This window comes from Pseudomonas sp. B14-6 (genome assembly GCF_013260315.1).
Lineage (GTDB): Bacteria > Pseudomonadota > Gammaproteobacteria > Pseudomonadales > Pseudomonadaceae > Aquipseudomonas > Aquipseudomonas mandelii.
This window is the reverse complement of sequence record NZ_CP053929.1, coordinates 5,525,366-5,541,511: the sequence shown is the minus strand read 5'-3', so window position 1 is coordinate 5,541,511 and position 16,146 is coordinate 5,525,366. Positions and strand designations below refer to the sequence as shown.

The window sequence follows — 16,146 nt, the reverse complement described above, 5'->3', positions numbered from 1 at the left end:
TCAAGCGGGGGTGATTAAACGCCCGAAGCCTTGGCCGCTGCTACGTCTTTGATGGACAGTTTGATACGGCCGCGGTTGTCCACGTCCAGTACCAGTACTTCCACTTCCTGGCCTTCTTTCAGGATGTCGGTCACTTTCTCAACGCGAGCGTCACTCAGCATCGAGATGTGTACCAGACCGTCCTTGCCAGGCAGGATGTTGACGAATGCGCCGAAGTCGACGATGCGCTCAACCTTACCAACGTAGATCTTGCCGATTTCAGCTTCTGCGGTGATGCCCAGAACGCGCTGACGTGCTGCTTCAGCCGCTTCCTTGGTTTCGCCGAAGATCTTGATCGAGCCGTCGTCTTCGATGTCGATCGAAGCCTTGGTCTCTTCACAGATCGCACGAATGGTCGCGCCGCCTTTACCGATGACATCACGGATTTTGTCGGTGTCGATTTTCATCGCGATCATGGTCGGAGCATTTTCCGACAGTTCGGTGCGGGACTGACCAATGATCTGGTTCATCTGACCGAGGATGTTCAGGCGCGCTTCCAGGGCTTGGCCCAGAGCGATTTCCATGATTTCTTCGGTGATGCCTTTGATCTTGATGTCCATCTGCAGCGCGGTAACACCTTTGGCGGTACCGGCTACTTTGAAGTCCATGTCGCCGAGGTGGTCTTCGTCACCCAGGATGTCGGTCAGGACGGCGAACTTCTCGCCTTCTTTAACCAGACCCATGGCGATACCGGCAACCGGTGCCTTCATCGGAACGCCGGCGTCCATCAGAGCCAGGGAAGCGCCGCAAACGGAAGCCATCGAGCTCGAACCGTTGGATTCGGTGATTTCCGACACAACACGAATGGTGTATGGGAACACGTCGGCAGCAGGCAGCATGGCTGCAATCGAACGACGGGCCAGACGGCCGTGACCGATTTCGCGACGGCCAGCGCCACCCATGCGACCACACTCACCTACCGAGAACGGAGGGAAGTTGTAGTGCAGCATGAACGGGTCTTTTTTCTCGCCTTCCAGGGTGTCCAGCAGCTGTGCGTCACGGGCGGTGCCCAGTGTTGCAACAACCAGCGCCTGGGTTTCGCCACGGGTGAACAGAGCCGAACCGTGAGTCTTTGGCAGAACACCGACTTCGATGTTCAAAGGACGTACAGTCTTGGTGTCGCGACCGTCGATACGTGGCTTGCCGTTTACGATGTTTTCGCGAACGGTGCGGTATTCGATTTCGCCGAAAGCGGCTTTGACTTCGCTGGACGAAGGCTGGCCTTCTTCACCGGACAGCTTGGCAACCACCTGGTCCTTCAGCTCACCCAGGCGAGCGTAACGGTCGGCCTTGATGGTGATGGTGTAAGCCTGGGAGATCGCGTCGCCGAACTCGGCACGGATAGCGCCCAGCAGAGCAGTGGCTTCTGGCTGTGGAGCCCAGGTCCAGGTCGGCTTGGCAGCTTCGGCGGCCAGTTCCTTGACGGCGTTGATCACCACCTGGAACTCGTCGTGAGCAAACAGTACCGCGCCCAGCATCTGGTCTTCGGTCAGCTCTTTGGCTTCCGATTCAACCATCAACACGGCTTCCGAAGTACCGGCAACGACCATGTCCAGGCTCGAAGCTTTCTGTTGTTCGTAAGTCGGGTTCAGCAGGTAGCCAGTGCTTTCGTGGAACGCAACGCGGGCAGCGCCGATCGGGCCATCGAAAGGAATACCGGAGATAGCCAACGCAGCCGAGGTACCGATCATCGCAGCGATGTCCGGATCGGTTTTCTTGCTGGTGGAAACGACGGTGCAGACAACCTGCACTTCGTTCATGAAGCCTTCTGGGAACAGCGGACGGATCGGACGGTCGATCAGTCGGGAAGTCAGGGTTTCTTTCTCGGAAGGACGGCCTTCACGCTTGAAGAAACCGCCAGGGATCTTACCGGCAGCGTAAGTCTTTTCCTGGTAGTGAACGGACAGAGGGAAGAAGCCCTTGCCTGGATCGGCTTGCTTGGCGCCGACCACAGTCACCAACACGCTGACGTCGTCGTCAACGGTGACCAATACTGCGCCGGAGGCCTGACGGGCGATACGGCCAGTCTCGAGGGTAACGGTCGACTGACCGAACTGGAATTTTTTGATTACCGGGTTCACGGTGTCCTACCTTCTTTTGTGGCTCTTGGGGAACTTGTCTTCTTGCGAAATTCTTGGGCAATGTCGGGAATCGGCCCAACGCCTGTCCAGGGTAAAACGACTATCCAGATAAAACTTGAGGCTGGGAGCCTGCCATGTGCCAGCGGGAAACCCACTGGCGCACGACAGACAACCAACCTCTAGCGCAATCGCTTATTAGCGACGCAGACCCAGGCGACCGATCAGAGCCTGATAACGACCCAGATCCTTGCCTTTCAGGTAGTCCAGCAGCTTACGACGCTGGTTAACCATGCGGATCAGACCACGACGGGAGTGGTGATCTTTACCGTTGGCCTTGAAGTGACCTTGCAGCTTGTTGATGTTGTGGGTCAGCAGTGCAACTTGCACTTCTGGCGAACCAGTGTCACCAACAGCTTGCTGGTAGTCAGCTACGATTTGAGCTTTTTCTTGAACGTCGAGAGCCATGAGGCAATCCTTTTATCAGGAAACTGTTTCAAAGAAACAGCTTCAACAGGCCAGGGACAAATCCCTGTATCTAAAAATGAGTAGTGACCGTGCCTGTTAACAGCCACCCTCGTCCGGTCATTCTGACCGAATCAGTCGACGTGGCGCGATGCGCCCGTCTTCGCTCACTTCACCGATACCGATGAAGCGACCGTTGTGATCCTGTACCCGTACCATGCCGAACTTCGGTGCATCCGGGGCTCGTACCGGTTGGCCGTTAAGCCAGTAGAACGAACTGTGCTCCGAGAACTGCAACAGTGGCCAATCCAGAAGGCCGCTGTCCGATGGCATCAGGAAGCGGTCGACCGCTTCGTTGCCGCCTTCGGCATGTACCGCTTCCAACTCTTCAAGCGTGACCGTCTGCGCCAGCGTGAAAGGCCCGGCCTGGGTACGTCGCAATTCAGCCACGTAAGCGCCACAACCGAGTTGCTCACCGATATCCTCCACCAGGGTGCGAATATAGGTGCCTTTGCTGCAATCCACCGCAAGCCGCGCAGTATCACCTTCAAAGGCCAGCAATTCCAAGCGCGCAATAGTAACAGAACGCGGTTCACGCTCCACTACTTCGCCTGCACGGGCCAGCTTGTACAGCGGCTGGCCATCACGCTTGAGCGCCGAGTACATCGGCGGTATCTGACTGATTTGCCCCCGAAAATTCGGCAGAACAGCTTCGACATCTGCGCGACCAACGGTCACCGGACGCTCCTGCAAAACTTCACCCTCGGCATCGGCCGTGGTGGTGGTCTTGCCCAGTTGCGCCAGGGTTTCGTAACCCTTGTCGGAATCGAGCAGGTACTGCGAGAACTTGGTGGCCTCACCGAAGCACAACGGCAACACGCCGGTGGCCAGCGGATCGAGACTGCCGGTGTGACCGGCTTTCTCGGCGTTCAGCAGCCAGCGAACCTTCTGCAACGCGGCGTTGGAGGTGAACCCCAATGGCTTGTCGAGCAGAATGATACCGCTGACGTTACGACGGATACGTTTGACCTGAGCCACCGATTACTCCTTGGCGTCTTCGGGTTCAGCCGCTACCGGGTGCTGATTGTCTTCAGCCACCGCACGCTCGATCAGGGCCGACAGGTGCGCGCCACGCACGACGCTTTCGTCGTAGTGGAAGTGCAACTGCGGAACGCTGCGCAACTTCATTTCACGAGCCAACTGCATGCGCAGGAAACCGGCGGCTGAGTTGAGCACCTTGATGCTTTGCGCGATGTCTTCGGCGTTGTCCTGGCCCATCACGGTGATGAAGATCTTGGCGTGACCGACGTCACGGCTGACTTCAACAGCGGTAATGGTGACCAGACCGACGCGCGGGTCTTTGACTTCACGACGGATCAGCTGTGCCAGCTCACGCTGCATCTGATCGCCGATACGTTGGGTACGGCTGTATTCTTTTGCCATGTCTTGTTACCTGTTACTGCCCCACGGTGAAACCCGAGGGGTCTGAAAGCGGCAAACGCCCGGCCTGACAAAAGCCAGACCGGGCGTTGCGTTTAGAGTCCTGACGCGGTGCCGCGCATTTGCATGCGGCGGCTTGGCGTGGCCCTTGAAGTGCGCGAGTTAGAGGCTGCGAGCAACCTGAACCTTCTCGAAGACTTCGATCTTGTCACCGACTTTGACGTCGTTGTAGCTCTTCACGCCGATACCGCATTCCATGCCGGCACGTACTTCGGAAGCGTCATCCTTGAAGCGGCGCAGGGATTCCAGCTCGCCTTCGAAGATAACGATGTCTTCACGCAGTACACGGATTGGACGGTTACGGTGAACAACACCTTCGATAACCATGCAACCGGCGATCGCGCCAAACTTCGGCGAACGGAACACGTCACGCACTTCAGCGGTACCCAGGATGTTCTCGCGAACATCGCTGCCCAGCATACCGGTGAGGGCTTTCTTGACGTCTTCGATGATGTCGTAGATCACGTTGTAGTAACGCATATCCAGACCTTCCTGTTCGACGATCTTGCGAGCGCCAGCATCGGCACGCACGTTGAAGCCAAACAGTACAGCGTTGGAGGCCAGTGCCAGGTTAGCGTCGGACTCGGTGATACCACCGACGCCGCCACCGACAACACGCACTTGCACTTCGTCGTTACCCAGGCCGTTCAAGGCACCGTTCAACGCTTCCAGCGAACCACGGACGTCGGATTTGAGGACGATGTTGAGCGTCTTCTTCTCTGCCTGACCCATGTTTTCGAAGATGTTTTCCAGCTTGCCGGCGTGAGCGCGAGCCAGTTTGACTTCACGGAACTTGCCTTGACGGAACAGAGCCACTTCACGGGCTTTCTTCTCGTCCGACAGCACGCTCATCTCATCGCCAGCGTCCGGGGTACCGTCCAGGCCGAGGATCTCGACAGGGATGGAAGGACCGGCTTCTTTGATCGGCTTGCCGTTCTCGTCGAGCATGGCGCGTACACGGCCATAGTTCGAACCGACCAGGACCATGTCGCCTTGGCGCAGGGTACCGTCTTGAACCAGAACGGTTGCAACCGGGCCACGACCCTTGTCGAGACGCGATTCAACCACCACACCACGGCCAGGAGCCGAAGGCGTCGCTTTCAGTTCCAGAACTTCGGCTTGCAGCAGAACAGCTTCGAGCAACTCGTCCACGCCAGTACCGACTTTCGCCGAAACCGATACGAACGGGGTGTCGCCGCCCCACTCTTCCGAAGTCACGCCGTGAACCGACAGCTCGCTACGGATGCGATCGAGATCAGCGCCCGGCTTGTCGATTTTGTTCACTGCAACAACCAGTGGAACACCGGCAGCCTTGGCGTGCTGGACCGCTTCAATGGTCTGCGGCATTACGCCGTCGTCCGCTGCAACCACCAGGATCACGATGTCAGTCGCCTTGGCACCACGGGCACGCATTGCGGTAAACGCGGCGTGACCCGGGGTATCGAGGAAAGTGACCATGCCGCGATCAGTTTCAACGTGGTACGCACCGATGTGCTGGGTGATACCGCCGGCTTCGCCAGCAGCTACCTTGGCACGACGGATATAGTCGAGCAGCGACGTCTTACCGTGGTCAACGTGGCCCATTACGGTCACGACTGGCGCACGGGAGAACGTCTCACCTTCAAACTTCAGGGACTCGGCCAGGGAATCTTCCAGGGCGGTGTCGCTGACCAGGGTCACTTTGTGGCCCAGTTCTTCGGCTACCAGTTGAGCAGTTTCCTGATCAAGCACTTGGTTGATAGTCGCTGGCGTACCCAGTTTGAACATGAACTTGATGATTTCAGCAGCCTTGACCGACATCTGATTGGCGAGATCGCCAACAGTGATGGTCTCGCCGATCTGCACATCACGCACGACAGGGCCGGTTGGACTCTGGAAACCGTGGGCGTTGCGTTTCTTCAGCTTGGCCTTGCCGCGACCACCACGACGGAAGCCATCGCTTTCTTCGTCGGTAGTACGTGGGGCAACGCGGGGAGCAGGCGCTTTCTCTTTAACCGAAGCACGATGCGGAGCGTTTTTGCGCTCACCATCGCCACTGCCACGACGATTGTTATCGTCGGCGCGTGGTTTGTCCGGACGGCGCTGTTCGTTCTGCTTGTTGCGAACGTCAGCAGACGGTGCTGGAGCAGCGGCTACAACCGGCGCGCTTTCGCGTACTGGCTCGGCAACTGCAGCAGGGGCTGCAACGGCGTCGTTAGTAGCGGATTGCGCAGCAGCAGGCTGGCGACGCGCTTCTTCTTCGGCGCGACGCTTGGCTTCTTCTTCAGCCTTCTGACGAGCAGCATTTTCTACTGCGCGACGTTCTTCCAGTTCGCGTTTGCGCTCGGCTTCAATTTCTTCCGGGCTGCGCTGTACGAAGACTTTCTTCTTGCGTACTTCAACGCTGATGCTTTTGCTGCCAGCAACACGCAGGGTGCTGGTGGTTTTGCGCTGCAGTGTGATCTTGCGCGGTTCTTCCACTTTCGCCTTGTGGCTGCTCTTCAAGTGAGTCAGCAAAGACTGCTTCTCACTATCGCTCACACCTTCATCGGCGGCGGTGTGCGGCAGACCTGCCTCACGCATCTGCTGCAACAGGCGCTCTACCGGTGTTTTGACCTCATCGGCCAGTTGTTTCACCGTGACTTGCGTCATGCACTTCTCTCCTCAGGCCGCGCCTAATTACTCGAACCAGTGGGCTCGGGCGGCCATGATCAACTTGCCGGCACGATCATCGTCAATGCCGTCGATGTCGAGCAGGTCGTCAATAGACTGCTCGGCCAGGTCTTCGCGGGTAATTACGCCGCGCACCGCCAGTTCCATCGCCAGATCCTTGTCCATACCCTCAAGCGAGAGCAGGTCTTCGGCCGGATGGGCGTCTGCCAGCTTTTCCTCAGTAGCGATGGCTTTGGTCAACAAACGATCCTTGGCGCGAGCGCGAAGCTCGTTGACGGTTTCTTCGTCAAAGCCTTCGATGTTGAGCATTTCTTCCAACGGTACGTAGGCAATCTCTTCCAGGCTGGTGAAGCCTTCATCTACCAGCACCTGTGCAAGGTCTTCGTCGACTTCCAGCTCGTCGATGAAGTTGCGCAGGATGTCGCCGGTTTCTGCTTGCTGCTTAGCCTGGATGTCCGATTCGGTCATCACGTTCAGGGTCCAGCCAGTCAACTGGCTAGCCAGACGCACGTTCTGACCACCGCGACCGATGGCCTGAGCCAGATTGTCTGCGCCAACGGCGATGTCCATTGCATGGGCATCTTCGTCAACGATAATTGCCGCAACCTCAGCCGGGGACATGGCGTTGATTACGAACTGAGCCGGGTTGTCATCCCACAGGACGATATCCACACGCTCACCGCCCAACTCACCCGACACTGCCTGGACGCGCGAACCGCGCATACCAATGCAAGCGCCTTGCGGGTCGATGCGTTTGTCTTTCGAGCGGACCGCGATCTTGGCACGCGAACCCGGGTCACGGGAGGCTGCCATTACTTCGATCAGGCCTTCAGCGATTTCCGGCACTTCGATGCGGAACAACTCGATCAGCATTTCCGGCGCGGTACGCGACAGGATCAGCTGCGGGCCGCGGTTCTCGGTGCGGATTTCCTTGAGCAACGCACGCAAGCGCACGCCAACCCGGAAGGTTTCGCGAGAGATGATGTCTTCACGAGCCAGCAACGCTTCAGCGTTGTTGCCCAGGTCGACGATCACGTTGTCGCGGGTCACTTTCTTCACGGTGCCGGAGATGATTTCCCCCAGGCGCTCGCGATAAGCGTCAACGACTTGAGCGCGCTCGGCTTCGCGAACTTTCTGCACGATGACTTGCTTGGCAGTCTGTGCAGCAATGCGGCCGAACTCGATGGATTCGATTTTCTCTTCGACTACATCACCCACCTGGGCGCCCGGGTGCGTTTCGGCAACCTTGCTCGGCCAGGTTTCGATGGCCGGATCATCCAGGTCTGCTTCTTCGACGACCGTCCAGCGACGGAATGTCTCGTAAGCACCGGTGTGGCGATTGATTTCCACACGCAGATCGACTTCGTCCTCGAAACGCTTTTTGGTAGCAGTGGCCAGGGCCAGCTCCAGCGCTTCAAAAATTACGTTTGCCGGTACGCCCTTTTCATTGGATACCGACTCAACAACCAGCAGTACTTCTTTGCTCATCGTACGCCTCGCCTTTCGCAAGCCATTGGATCCGCGGGATCCGCGTCTCAGTCAAAACTGGGAATAATGTTGGCCTTGTCGATCATATCGATCGGCAACAGGAACTCATGGTCTTCTACCTGCACCACGACGTCCTGCTCTTCTACACCGCGCAGAAGGCCCTGAAAGTTGCGTCGTCCCTCAAAAGGCGAGCGCAGCTTGATCTTCACTTGTTCACCGGCAAATTTTGCAAACTGCTCAATAGTGAACAGCGGGCGTTCCATGCCAGGCGAGGAAACTTCAAGGGTGTATTCAACGGCGATTGGATCTTCAACATCCAGGACACCGCTGATCTGACGGCTGACGATGGCACAATCGTCCACCAGCACACCGCCCTCTTTATCAATATAAACGCGCAACATTGAGTGGCGACCTTGAGCCGAAAACTCAATACCCCAGCATTCATAGCCCAGGGCCACGACCACCGGGGCCAACAAGGCCTGCAACTCTTCTAGCTTGCTCGACACCTGAACCCCCTCGTGCATGTATGTGCATGCTATGCAAAATAAAAAAATGGGCGAAACGCCCATCCTTGAAACGCCGTCGAACAGCGGCGTAGAAAGTGTCCAGCTAACAAAAAGCCCCTTAAAAGGGGCTCCTTAAACTGGTTGCGGGGGCCGGATTTGAACCGACGACCTTCGGGTTATGAGCCCGACGAGCTACCAGACTGCTCCACCCCGCGACAAAGCTGGGGCGGAAGTATACGACCGATCCCTGACAGGGTCAATGTAACCTTCCACCTACAAGAAAGCCCGCAACAGCGGGCTCTCCTGATAATTGGTACCGAGAAGGGGACTCGAACCCCTACACCCTATGGGCACAACCACCTCAAGGTTGCGTGTCTACCAATTCCACCACCTCGGCAATACTACGTTTGAAACCCTTCTTACTTTTGCTCTTGAGCTGGAGGCACGTCAGTCGCTGGAGTAGCCGACTTTTGCTCTTGAAGCACCGGTACATCATCAGAAGCCGGTTGTTGCTTTGGAACTTCCAACACTGCCGGGTTTGGCAAACCTACTTGAGTCAGCTGCTGAGCTTTCTCTTTAGCAAAGTAACCTAACCCTAAGCTGGTTATGAAGAAACCGGCGGCAAGTATAGCAGTAAACTTACTAAGAAAGGTAGAGGAACCTTGGCTTCCGAACACAGTATTTGAAGCACCTGCTCCGAAAGACGCGCCAGCATCCGCACCTTTACCCTGCTGCAGCAATACCAGAGCAACTACGCCCAATGCACCCAGCAGATGAAAAACGACTACGACTGTTTCCAGCATTTTTTCAGTTTCCCGCGGCGCGACAAATCGCACCGAACTCATCTGCATTCAGGGAAGCTCCACCAATGAGCCCCCCATCGATATCCGGCATGCCGAACAGTTCGACCGCATTGGCCGCCTTCACGCTGCCGCCGTATAGAAGCCGCACACCTTGTGCGACCTCAGAATTCTCTGCCGCCAACTGAGCGCGAATGGCTGCATGCACATCCTGCGCTTGTTGCGGCGAAGCAGTCAGCCCAGTGCCAATGGCCCAGACTGGCTCGTAAGCAATTACTGCATTTGCAAAGGCACCTACACCCAGCTCCTCTATGATACTGCCTAGCTGACGCCCGACAACCTCTAGAGTTTTACCGGCTTCGCGCTGCTCAAGGGTTTCCCCTATGCACAGCACCGGAATCAAGCCACATGCCTGCGCCGCTGCGAACTTGCGAATCAGCACACCGTCCTGCTCGCCCATAATCTGGCGGCGCTCGGAATGCCCGACAAGAACCAGGGAACAACCTGCATCCACCAATTGACTCGGCGCGATTTCACCGGTCAGTGCACCTTGCATGGCTTCCACCGCAGAGTTCTGCGCGCCGACCGAAATCGACTTGCCGTTCAAGCCATCAATCACTTGATTGATATGCAAGTAAGGCGGGAATACCGCTACATCAACACCGCTCGGCAAGGCCAGATGACGAAGGCCATTGATCAGCTCAGCGACGCTGGCGCGGGTACCGTGCATCTTCCAGTTACCAGCTACCATAGGGCGACGCATGCTGTACCTCGTCGGTCAAAGTGGGCGCAGATGTTACCCAACACAATCATGGCTGGCAAGCCGAATTCAGGCAGAAACTTCAGTAACCAGTTTTGCCAGCTCTTCGGCGTAGCCACGGACCAGTGTTTCGTCCTCGCCTTCAACCATCACGCGCACCAACGGCTCCGTCCCGGACTTGCGCAACAACACGCGCCCGCGACCGGCCATAGCCTGGGTGACACGGTCGCTGGCTTCCTTGACCGCCGGATGGTCGAGCGGACTCGCGCCCCCGCCGAACCGGACATTGATCAGCACCTGAGGGCACTTGCGCAGCGCCTGACGGGCCTGAGCAAGACCTTCCGAGCGCGTTTTCAGCGCCATCAGCACCTGCAACGCCGCGATGATCGCATCACCTGTGGTGGTGTGATTGAAGCAGACGATATGACCCGAGTTCTCACCGCCTACCAACCAGTTACGCTCCAGCAAGTCAGCGATCACATAACGGTCGCCAACGTTGGCACGCACGAAAGGAATCGACAGATCCGCCAGGGCCAATTCGAGCCCCAGGTTACTCATCAATGTACCAACCACGCCGCCTTGCAGCTTGTCGCGCTCATGCAGATCGCGGGCGATGATGTACAGCAACTCGTCACCATCAACGATGGCGCCTGTGTGATCGACCATCAAGACGCGATCACCGTCACCGTCAAAGGCAATACCCAGATCGGCGTGTTCGGCCAATACCGCAGCCTGCAACTGCCCCATATGGGTCGAACCGCAATTGTCATTGATGTTCAAGCCGTTTGGCTGAGCAGAAAGCACAACGACTTCGGCACCCAACTCGCGGAACACGCTAGGTGCAACCTTGTAGGTCGCGCCGTGAGCGCAGTCGATCACGATTTTCAGGCCGGCGAAGTTGGTACCGGTCGGCACGCTGCTCTTGCAGAATTCGATATAGCGGCCAGAGGCATCGTTGATTCGCGAAACTTTGCCGATCTTGCTCGACTCAACCACGGTCATCGGGGTGTCGAGCAACTCTTCGATCATCAGTTCGACTTCATCCGGCAGTTTGGTGCCCTTTCCGGAGAAGAACTTGATGCCGTTGTCATCATGAGGATTGTGCGAGGCACTGATCACAATACCGGCTTCAGCATGAAAGGTACGCGTCAGGTAAGCGATCGCCGGCGTTGGCATCGGGCCCAACAGCATCACGTCAGCACCTGCCGACGTCAGACCAGCCTCGAGCGCGGACTCAAACATGTAACCGGAGATCCGGGTGTCCTTGCCAACCAGCACCTTGCAGGCGCCCATTTTGCGGAACGCCATGCCCGCAGCCCAACCGAGCTTGAGCATGAAATCAGGAGTTATCGGGTATTCGCCGACCCGACCACGGATACCGTCGGTGCCAAAGTATTTTTTGCTCATAAGTGCTCCATCATTCTTATTCGGCTGATTCCACTGCGGCGATCATCCGCACCACGTCCACTGTTTCGGCTACATCATGGACGCGCAATATACGCGCACCCTTGGCCGAAGCCAGCGCCGCGAGCGCCAGACCACCAAACAGGCGTTCTCCAACCGGGCGATTCAAGGCCTGACCTATCATGCTCTTTCGCGAAACCCCAACCAACAAGGGCCGCCCCAAGGCATGCAGGTCTTCCATATGTTTGAACAAGCTTAGATTGTGCTGCAAGGTTTTTGCGAACCCAAACCCCGGATCAAGAATAATCCGCTCAGCAGGGATTCCCACCAACGCACACTGGGCCACGCGCTCAGCGAGAAACTCGCCAACCTCCCTGGTCACGTCCCCGTAGCTCGGATTGTCCTGCATATCGCCCGGCTCACCGAGCATATGCATCAGACACACCGGCAATCCGGTGGCGGCTGCCGCACCCAGGGCACCGTCTCGGCGCAGCGAGCGCACATCATTGATCAAGCCCGCTCCGAGCCGTGCGGTTTCGCGCATGACCGCCGGAGTGGAGGTATCAACCGAAATAATCACATCCAGTTCGCGATTGATGAGTTCAACGATAGGCGCCACGCGCTCCAGCTCTTCAAGTGGCGAAACCGCCCTTGCACCGGGCCGGGTCGATTCGCCACCGACATCGATCAGCGTGGCGCCCGCCGCTACCATCGCCTCGGCGTGGCGCAGGGCCGCGTCGAGCTGGCTGTATCGGCCGCCATCAGAAAAGGAATCGGGAGTGACATTGAGAATACCCATGACATGCGTCTGGGCCAAATCAAGAACCCGGTTGCCGCAAGGCAACCGGGTCGAGGACTGAACAGAAGTCATTTCAAACCTTAGACGTCAGCAGCCGGACCGCCGATCGGTGTTTGCGGACGCTCATCCTGGACCACCGGAGGTGTCCCGGAAGTACCGGTGCCGCCACCCGACCAGTCGCGTGGTTCGCGAGGGGTACGTCCGGCCATGATGTCATCGATCTGATCGGCATCGATCGTCTCGTACTTCATCAAGGCATCCGCCATGGCGTCGAGCTTGTCACGGTTATCCGTGAGGATCTGCTTGGCCGTGCCGTAGCACTGGTCAATGATGCTGCGCACTTCGGAGTCAATCAGCTTGGCTGTCTCACCAGAGAAGCTCGCACCCTGACCACCGCCGCCGCGACCAAGGAATACTTCGCCCTCTTCTTCGGCATACATCAACGGACCGAGTTTTTCCGAAAGGCCCCACTTGGTCACCATGTTCCGCGCAATCTGGCTGGCACGCATGATGTCGTTGGACGCGCCGGTGGTAACACCGTCAAAGCCCAGGGTCATTTCTTCAGCGATACGGCCACCGTACAGCGAGCAGATCTGGCTGATCAGCGCACGCTTGGACAGGCTATAGCGATCTTCTTCCGGCAGGAACATCGTCACACCCAGCGCACGACCGCGCGGGATGATCGACACCTTGTAGACCGGATCGTGCTCTGGCACGACACGACCGACGATGGCGTGACCCGCTTCGTGATAAGCGGTGTTCTGCTTCTCTTTCTCCGACATGACCATGGATTTGCGCTCAGCGCCCATCATGATCTTGTCTTTCGCCAGTTCAAACTCTTTCATTTCGACGATGCGCTTGCCGGTACGGGCAGCGAACAACGAGGCCTCGTTCACCAGGTTAGCCAGGTCGGCACCAGAGAAACCAGGCGTACCACGTGCAATCACCGCAGGAGCGACGTCGTCACCCATTGGCACTTTGCGCATGTGAACCTTGAGAATCTGCTCACGACCACGAATATCCGGCAGACCTACCACAACCTGACGGTCGAAACGGCCCGGACGCAGCAACGCAGGGTCCAGTACGTCGGGACGGTTGGTTGCAGCAATGACGATGATGCCGTCATTCATTTCAAAGCCATCCATCTCAACCAGCAATTGGTTGAGTGTCTGCTCGCGTTCGTCATGACCGCCACCCATGCCGGCGCCACGGTGACGACCGACAGCATCGATTTCATCGATAAAGATGATGCAGGGTGCGTGTTTCTTGGCCTGCTCGAACATATCGCGAACACGGCTGGCACCGACACCGACGAACATCTCGACGAAATCGGAACCGGAAATGGTGAAGAACGGCACTTTGGCTTCGCCGGCAATCGCCTTGGCCAGCAAGGTTTTACCGGTACCCGGAGGACCCACCATCAGCACGCCGCGTGGAATGCGGCCGCCCAGTCGCTGGAACTTGCCCGGATCACGTAGGAACTCGACCAGTTCACCGACCTCTTCCTTGGCTTCGTCGCAACCGGCAACGTCACCCAAGGTGGTTTTCACCTGATCTTCGGAGAGCAGGCGTGCCTTGCTCTTGCCGAAGCTCATCGGCCCGCCCTTGCCGCCCGCACCGCCCTGCATCTGCCGCATGAAAAACATGAACACGGCGATGATCACCAGGATCGGGAAGCTGGCGACCAGGAGTTGAGTCCAGATGCTTTGCTGCTCAGGCTGCTTGCCTTCGACCACGACGTGGTTATCCACGAGATCGCCGATCAGACCGTTGTCCTGAATGGCAGGACGAATGGTCTTGAAGCTATCGCCATCGGTGCGCTTACCGGTAATCACATAGCCGTCAACTGCTACGCGCTCGACCTTGCCATCCTTGACCTGCTGGATGAAGTCGGAATAGTTGAGGGTCTGCGGCTCGTTAGGGCTGGAGAAGTTGTTCATCACCGTCACCAGGACAGCCGCGATGATCAACCACAGGATCAGATTCTTTGCCATATCGTTCAATTAACTACCCTCTGAAGCAAGCTCCGCTAATGGCGCGCGCTTCGCATGATATTCACCGGCCTAACTTACTACATTACCTACGACTCTGGCAGGCGCCGTCTGTAACCCTTTGTGAAACACTTTCTACACAATATTCGCTAATGCTCACGGGGCGAAATACGAAAATCCTATCGACCCGCAAAAAAACCTCGATTTACTCGCTACGGCCACGGTAGCCCCAAGCCAGCATGTACTGCTCGCGGGAACTGCCGCGGGAAGAATCCGGCTTGATCATCTGGACCTTGTCGAATTTCTGACGAGCGTCCTTCACGTAAGCATCAAACCCTTCGCCCTGAAACACCTTGATCACGAAATTACCACCCGGCTTGAGTATCCGAGCCGCCAGATCAAGAGCCAGCTCACATAGAAACATGGCTTTGGGCATATCCACCTCAGGCGTACCACTCATATTGGGGGCCATATCGGAAATCACAAGGTCCACCTGCGAATTACCCACGGCTTCGAGGATCTGAGCAAGCACTTCGTCCTGGGTGAAGTCACCCTGGATGAAAGTCACGTCCGGAATGCTGTCCATTTCCAGGATGTCCGAGGCGATCAGTCGCCCCTGACCACCGATCAGCCGACTGGTGACCTGCGACCAGCCGCCGGGCGCCGCTCCCAGGTCGACAACGCTCATACCCGGACGGATCAGTTTGTATTTCTCCTGGACTTCCAGAAGCTTGTAACTCGCACGCGAGCGATAACCATCCTTCTGCGCCTGCTTCACATAGGGATCATTGACATGTCTTTGCAGCCATTTAAGGCTTGTCTTGGAACGGGCCACGGGCCACCTCGAAAATAAAACGGGTCGTGATTAACTGGGCGGTCCCGGACTCGCTCGGGTAAACTGGCCGCCGCTTTTTACAAGATCAGACGCAGGGGTCAGATTATGCCGCTCACTCAAGAGCAGAAGAAACAGTACAAATCCATTGGCCATCATCTGAAACCAGTTTTGATTGTGGCTGACAACGGTTTGACTGAAGGTGTGTTAGCCGAACTTGAACGCGCTTTGGCGGATCATGAGCTGATTAAAATCAAGCTCAACATCCTCGATCGCGAGTCGCGCCTGGCGAACATTGCAGAACTGTGCAAGGTCGGCAAAGCGGACCTGGTTCAGGTCATCGGCAAGATGGCACTGATTTACCGCAAGAACTTCAGCGTCAACAAGCAGCTGTCGAACGTTCATCGCTTCAAGTGATGGCAAGGGTCAAGGGTGTGCTTCGCGCACCCTGCCACTCCATCCTGGCACCGGCTGCAACACCAGCACCACCCCGGAAAAGCCCAGAACAAGGTAACTGAACACCTGCCAGCGCACGGCATCCGGCCAACCGACGCGCACCGCGAAGAACATCCCGCACGCATACAGCGCCATCAGCAGCAGTTGCCCACGAATATCGCGCCATAGACTGACAAGGCCCTCGGCCTGAATCAGCACCAAAGCCTGAAAAATCACACACGCTGTGGCGAAACCCACCATCAGCGCATCAAGCATGCCTGCAATTTCGTCAATCAGCAGCGGCGCCAGACCAATCTGGCCCAGCACCGGCAGCAGACCGATGTGTAACAGCCACAAGCCGCCCACCCACAACATCTGAGTGAGCTGCCAAAGCATG

Annotated in this window: 15 protein-coding genes and 2 tRNA genes; 1 reads left to right on the top strand and 16 read right to left on the bottom strand. The window is 57.2% G+C overall.

Annotated features, from left to right (window positions below):
• Positions 1 to 14: 14 nt before the first annotated feature.
• From pnp to rlmE, 15 genes are all read right to left on the bottom strand, one after another.
• Positions 15 to 2,120, bottom strand: a complete 2,106-nt coding sequence (gene pnp, locus HP062_RS25245) for a polyribonucleotide nucleotidyltransferase (RefSeq protein ID WP_010463478.1) — start codon at positions 2,118 to 2,120, stop codon at positions 15 to 17.
• Positions 2,121 to 2,315: 195 nt separating this feature from the next.
• Positions 2,316 to 2,585, bottom strand: coding sequence for a 30S ribosomal protein S15 (rpsO, locus tag HP062_RS25240; protein ID WP_003176135.1), 270 nt, complete (start codon positions 2,583 to 2,585; stop codon positions 2,316 to 2,318).
• A 117-nt stretch (positions 2,586 to 2,702) separates the two neighbouring features.
• Positions 2,703 to 3,620, bottom strand: a complete 918-nt coding sequence (truB, locus tag HP062_RS25235; protein ID WP_010463480.1) for a tRNA pseudouridine(55) synthase TruB — start codon at positions 3,618 to 3,620, stop codon at positions 2,703 to 2,705.
• A 3-nt stretch (positions 3,621 to 3,623) separates the two neighbouring features.
• Positions 3,624 to 4,025, bottom strand: coding sequence for a 30S ribosome-binding factor RbfA (gene rbfA, locus HP062_RS25230; RefSeq protein WP_007942872.1), 402 nt, complete (start codon positions 4,023 to 4,025; stop codon positions 3,624 to 3,626).
• Positions 4,026 to 4,184: 159 nt separating this feature from the next.
• The gene (gene infB, locus HP062_RS25225; protein WP_010463483.1) at positions 4,185 to 6,713 is read right to left on the bottom strand and encodes a translation initiation factor IF-2; all 2,529 of its coding nucleotides are present in this window, start codon (positions 6,711 to 6,713) and stop codon (positions 4,185 to 4,187) included.
• A 27-nt stretch (positions 6,714 to 6,740) separates the two neighbouring features.
• Positions 6,741 to 8,222 carry a transcription termination factor NusA gene (gene nusA / locus HP062_RS25220; protein WP_010463485.1) on the bottom strand — a complete coding sequence of 494 codons (1,482 nt, stop codon included), beginning with the start codon at positions 8,220 to 8,222 and terminating at the stop codon, positions 6,741 to 6,743.
• Positions 8,223 to 8,269: 47 nt separating this feature from the next.
• Entirely contained in the window at positions 8,270 to 8,728 is a 459-nt protein-coding gene (rimP, locus tag HP062_RS25215; RefSeq protein WP_010463487.1) for a ribosome maturation factor RimP, read from the bottom strand.
• A 138-nt stretch (positions 8,729 to 8,866) separates the two neighbouring features.
• Positions 8,867 to 8,943: transfer RNA gene (locus tag HP062_RS25210), tRNA-Met, on the bottom strand.
• A 96-nt stretch (positions 8,944 to 9,039) separates the two neighbouring features.
• A tRNA-Leu gene (locus HP062_RS25205) sits at positions 9,040 to 9,125 on the bottom strand.
• A 22-nt stretch (positions 9,126 to 9,147) separates the two neighbouring features.
• Positions 9,148 to 9,531, bottom strand: a complete 384-nt coding sequence (gene secG / locus HP062_RS25200; RefSeq protein WP_010463489.1) for a preprotein translocase subunit SecG — start codon at positions 9,529 to 9,531, stop codon at positions 9,148 to 9,150.
• A gap of 4 nt (positions 9,532 to 9,535) precedes the next feature.
• A complete protein-coding gene (gene tpiA / locus HP062_RS25195) occupies positions 9,536 to 10,291 on the bottom strand; it encodes a triose-phosphate isomerase (protein ID WP_010463491.1) in 756 nt (251 codons plus the stop codon).
• Between the two features lie 66 nt (positions 10,292 to 10,357).
• Positions 10,358 to 11,695, bottom strand: a complete 1,338-nt coding sequence (gene glmM / locus HP062_RS25190; RefSeq protein WP_172792231.1) for a phosphoglucosamine mutase — start codon at positions 11,693 to 11,695, stop codon at positions 10,358 to 10,360.
• 16 nt (positions 11,696 to 11,711) lie between these two features.
• Entirely contained in the window at positions 11,712 to 12,563 is an 852-nt protein-coding gene (folP, locus tag HP062_RS25185; protein ID WP_172792230.1) for a dihydropteroate synthase, read from the bottom strand.
• A gap of 8 nt (positions 12,564 to 12,571) precedes the next feature.
• A complete protein-coding gene (ftsH, locus tag HP062_RS25180; protein WP_010463496.1) occupies positions 12,572 to 14,485 on the bottom strand; it encodes an ATP-dependent zinc metalloprotease FtsH in 1,914 nt (637 codons plus the stop codon).
• Between the two features lie 202 nt (positions 14,486 to 14,687).
• Positions 14,688 to 15,317: a 23S rRNA (uridine(2552)-2'-O)-methyltransferase RlmE gene (rlmE, locus tag HP062_RS25175; RefSeq protein ID WP_008005470.1), complete on the bottom strand. Its 630-nt coding sequence runs from the start codon at positions 15,315 to 15,317 to the stop codon at positions 14,688 to 14,690.
• Positions 15,318 to 15,422: 105 nt separating this feature from the next.
• Between rlmE and HP062_RS25170 the strand changes: the two genes are divergently transcribed.
• Positions 15,423 to 15,731, top strand: coding sequence for a YhbY family RNA-binding protein (locus tag HP062_RS25170; RefSeq protein ID WP_008057408.1), 309 nt, complete (start codon positions 15,423 to 15,425; stop codon positions 15,729 to 15,731).
• Positions 15,732 to 15,740: 9 nt separating this feature from the next.
• On the opposite strand, the gene HP062_RS25165 is transcribed toward HP062_RS25170, so the two are convergent.
• Positions 15,741 to 16,145 (bottom strand): hypothetical protein, encoded by a 405-nt coding sequence (locus tag HP062_RS25165; RefSeq protein ID WP_010463505.1) that lies wholly within the window; start codon positions 16,143 to 16,145, stop codon positions 15,741 to 15,743.
• Position 16,146: the final 1 nt, after the last annotated feature.

Coding starts and splice junctions, on each gene's coding strand:
- rpsO (WP_003176135.1), bottom strand. CDS start 2,585: ATGGCTCTCGACGTTCAAGAAAAAGCTCAAATCGTAGCTGACTACCAG.
- folP (WP_172792230.1), bottom strand. CDS start 12,563: ATGACTTCTGTTCAGTCCTCGACCCGGTTGCCTTGCGGCAACCGGGTT.
- rbfA (WP_007942872.1), bottom strand. CDS start 4,025: ATGGCAAAAGAATACAGCCGTACCCAACGTATCGGCGATCAGATGCAG.
- tpiA (WP_010463491.1), bottom strand. CDS start 10,291: ATGCGTCGCCCTATGGTAGCTGGTAACTGGAAGATGCACGGTACCCGC.
- ftsH (WP_010463496.1), bottom strand. CDS start 14,485: ATGGCAAAGAATCTGATCCTGTGGTTGATCATCGCGGCTGTCCTGGTG.
- nusA (WP_010463485.1), bottom strand. CDS start 8,222: ATGAGCAAAGAAGTACTGCTGGTTGTTGAGTCGGTATCCAATGAAAAG.
- HP062_RS25170 (WP_008057408.1), top strand. CDS start 15,423: ATGCCGCTCACTCAAGAGCAGAAGAAACAGTACAAATCCATTGGCCAT.
- infB (WP_010463483.1), bottom strand. CDS start 6,713: ATGACGCAAGTCACGGTGAAACAACTGGCCGATGAGGTCAAAACACCG.
- secG (WP_010463489.1), bottom strand. CDS start 9,531: ATGCTGGAAACAGTCGTAGTCGTTTTTCATCTGCTGGGTGCATTGGGC.
- HP062_RS25165 (WP_010463505.1), bottom strand. CDS start 16,145: ATGCTTTGGCAGCTCACTCAGATGTTGTGGGTGGGCGGCTTGTGGCTG.
- glmM (WP_172792231.1), bottom strand. CDS start 11,695: ATGAGCAAAAAATACTTTGGCACCGACGGTATCCGTGGTCGGGTCGGC.